This window comes from Hymenobacter sp. H14-R3 (assembly GCF_030063445.1).
GTDB lineage: Bacteria > Bacteroidota > Bacteroidia > Cytophagales > Hymenobacteraceae > Hymenobacter.
Genome location: NZ_JASITD010000063.1, coordinates 1 through 2,821 on the forward strand (window position 1 = coordinate 1; position 2,821 = coordinate 2,821).

Here is a 2,821-nt window from a genome sequence, read left to right on the forward strand (position 1 = left end):
CCCATTGCCCGCATCTGGCACAGCAAGCTGGGCAGCACCACCAAAATTCGCAAGACGCAACTCGAAGCCAGCCTCTCGGCGGAAGGATTGCGCTGGGTAAAAAGCTGGCTGCTGGCGAAGCTGGGCAACCAGGTGGACTTCATCAAAGACCTGAAAAAGCACCGGGCGCAGCATGCCGATTTTCTCCACGATAAAATCACCCGCATCGAAGCCCTGGCCGTGTCGATTCAGCGCCAGGAAGCGACAACGGTGGCGGCCGGAGCTGATACCTTACGAGGGCTGGAAGGCACGGCTGGCCGCCTCTACTTCGAGACGCTGAGCTACGTGCTGCCGCCCGACTATCGGTTCGCCGGCCGCAGCCGCCGGCCGGCGGCCGATGCCTTCAACGCCTTTCTCAACTACGCCTACGGTATCCTCTACAGCCGGGTGGAAAAGGCGCTGATGGTAGCCGGCGTGGACCCTTACCTGGGCTTTTTGCACCGCGACGACTACAACCAGCTCAGCATGGTGTTCGACTTCATCGAGCCCTACCGCGCCTGGGCCGATGAGACGGTATTTCGCCTGTTTTCGGGCAAGAAGGTGAACCAGGCGCACACGGCCCCGCTGGCCCAGGGCGTGACGCTCAACGCCGAGGGAAAGGCCTTGCTGGTGGAGGCGTTTGGCCGTTTCCTAGATGCCGATAGCATTCGCCACCGGGGCCGTAACCTGCTGCGCGGGGTAGCCCTGCAGGCCGATGCCCATCAGTTTGCCAATGCCCTCATCGGCCGCGCTCCGCTACCCGAAACCACCTGAACCATGCTCGCCTGGGTCCTCTACGACATCAAAAACGACCGCGCCCGCACGAAGGCGGCCAAAGCCTGCAAGCTGGCGGGGCTGTACCGGGTGCAGTTTTCCTGCTTTCTGGGCACGCTCACGCCCAACCAGAAGGACACGCTCACGCTCCAACTGGAAGCGCTGATTGATGAACAGGTGGACAAGGTCTATCTTTTCCCCATGAACAAGAGCGAGCTGCAACAAACCGTACTCCTGGGTCAGGCCTTCGATAAAGCCCTGGTATCAGACGAAATACAGGCGCTGTTTTTCTGAGTTATCCGCGTTGCTTATTCCCCGGTCCATGTCACTGACGCCCTCGCACCTGATTGAGTACCTGTACTGTCCGCGCTTCACGTACTTCGAATATGTGCTGCGAGTGCCCCAGCAGGAGGACAAGGATTACAAAGTCATGCGCGGGCGCCACCTGCATGACCAGCGGCTGGAGCAGAACAAGGACTACCTGCGCCGCCGGCTGGGCGTGACGGGCAAGTACCTGGACCAATACCTGACCAATGACGTGCTACGCGGCCGCGTCGATGAGGTATTGCAACTAGCCGATGGGACGCTGGCCCCGCTGGATTACAAGTTTGCCGAGTGGAAGGATACGGTGTATGCCACGTACCAAACCCAACTGTATTGCTACGCGTGGCTGATTGAGGCCACGTTCGGCCAGCCGGTGACGCGAGGCTTCCTGGTCTATACCCGTAGTAACTACAAGGTGGTGGAAGTCCCGATTACGCTCGCTAACGTGGACGACGTAAAGCGCATCGCTTCCGCCGTTCAGAACATTATCGAGCAGAACCTCTATCCGAAAGCCACGAAGTACAAAAGCCGCTGTGTAACTTGCACGTACCGGAAAATCTGCACCCGCTAGTGGTCGTCGACCCACGTTCCGGGCAGTAACTTATGGCCAGTATCTCTTTTATTGCCACTAATTTTCTGGCTGTCTGTATCTTAGACTACCGGAAGGTAGAGGTTCAAAGGATATTTATTCGTTCTTTGACCAACTGTAAACAACTATTCAATCGACCCGTAATTACCAGTAACTGCTACATTACAAGGGCCTTATGTGTAATGACGGGCTCGTGAGCTATTCCGACGTGAAGACGGATTGAAACTTCGGGCACCTCCAGCACGGGCACGCTGAGCGGCTAGCTCGTGAGCTATTCCGACGTGAAGACGGATTGAAACGGTCGATGCCGACCAGCAGGGCAGCCTTACCCAGTCGCTCGTGAGCTATTCCGACGTGAAGACGGATTGAAACGCAATCAGCTCTACGACTGGCTAAAGGCCGTGGGTGCTCGTGAGCTATTCCGACGTGAAGACGGATTGAAACTCAGCCCTGGGGGCTTCGCTCTTCCTGCTGGCCTCGCTCGTGAGCTATTCCGACGTGAAGACGGATTGAAACATAAAAACCTTTGGGCGCGTGGTGGTGGGCTTGTTGCTCGTGAGCTATTCCGACGTGAAGACGGATTGAAACATAGCAAAGAAGATGCAGTTGATTATCTAACGCAATGCTCGTGAGCTATTCCGACGTGAAGACGGATTGAAACCCGGAGCTTCTGGTAAATCGGGCCGTTGGCTACGAAGTGCTCGTGAGCTATTCCGACGTGAAGACGGATTGAAACAACCATGCCCCTGCTGCTCACCACCCCGCTCAAAACCGCTCGTGAGCTATTCCGACGTGAAGACGGATTGAAACTTGCCTTGTGGCTGGGGGTTTGCGTGGCCGATTATGCTCGTGAGCTCTTCCGACGTGAAGACGGATTGAAACCCAATGTCGCTAAAACCGGCCCCGGCCACCGGGCGGCTCGTGAGCTATTCCGACGTGAAGACGGATTGAAACAGCAGGTATTCCGCGCTGCTGGCGTACTCGTGGGGGAGCTCGTGAGCTATTCCGACGTGAAGACGGATTGAAACCAACTCCTTTTTTCAGTCTGATGGTGGCGTATTACGCTCGTGAGCTATTCCGACGTGAAGACGGATTGAAACGCAATCAGCTCTACGA

3 protein-coding genes and 1 CRISPR repeat array are annotated in these 2,821 nt (G+C 56.8%); all 3 genes read left to right on the plus strand.

Going from position 1 to position 2,821, the window contains the following annotated elements; translation table 11 throughout:
• On the plus strand, positions 1–792 hold a 792-nt coding region (cas1, locus tag QMK33_RS23225), incomplete at its 5' end, for a CRISPR-associated endonuclease Cas1 (protein ID WP_283567014.1).
• 3 nt (positions 793–795) lie between these two features.
• Positions 796–1,086, plus strand: a complete 291-nt coding sequence (gene cas2 / locus QMK33_RS23230; RefSeq protein ID WP_283567015.1) for a CRISPR-associated endonuclease Cas2 — start codon at positions 796–798, stop codon at positions 1,084–1,086.
• A 28-nt stretch (positions 1,087–1,114) separates the two neighbouring features.
• A complete protein-coding gene (gene cas4 / locus QMK33_RS23235) occupies positions 1,115–1,687 on the plus strand; it encodes a CRISPR-associated protein Cas4 (protein WP_283567016.1) in 573 nt (190 codons plus the stop codon).
• Between the two features lie 207 nt (positions 1,688–1,894).
• Positions 1,895–2,805: a CRISPR direct-repeat array (repeat unit 37 nt; unit sequence GCTCGTGAGCTATTCCGACGTGAAGACGGATTGAAAC).
• Positions 2,806–2,821: the final 16 nt, after the last annotated feature.

Bases quoted from the DNA above. Each gene is read 5' to 3' on its own strand.
- cas2 (WP_283567015.1), top strand. From the start codon at position 796: ATGCTCGCCTGGGTCCTCTACGACATCAAAAACGACCGCGCCCGCACG.
- cas4 (WP_283567016.1), top strand. From the start codon at position 1,115: ATGTCACTGACGCCCTCGCACCTGATTGAGTACCTGTACTGTCCGCGC.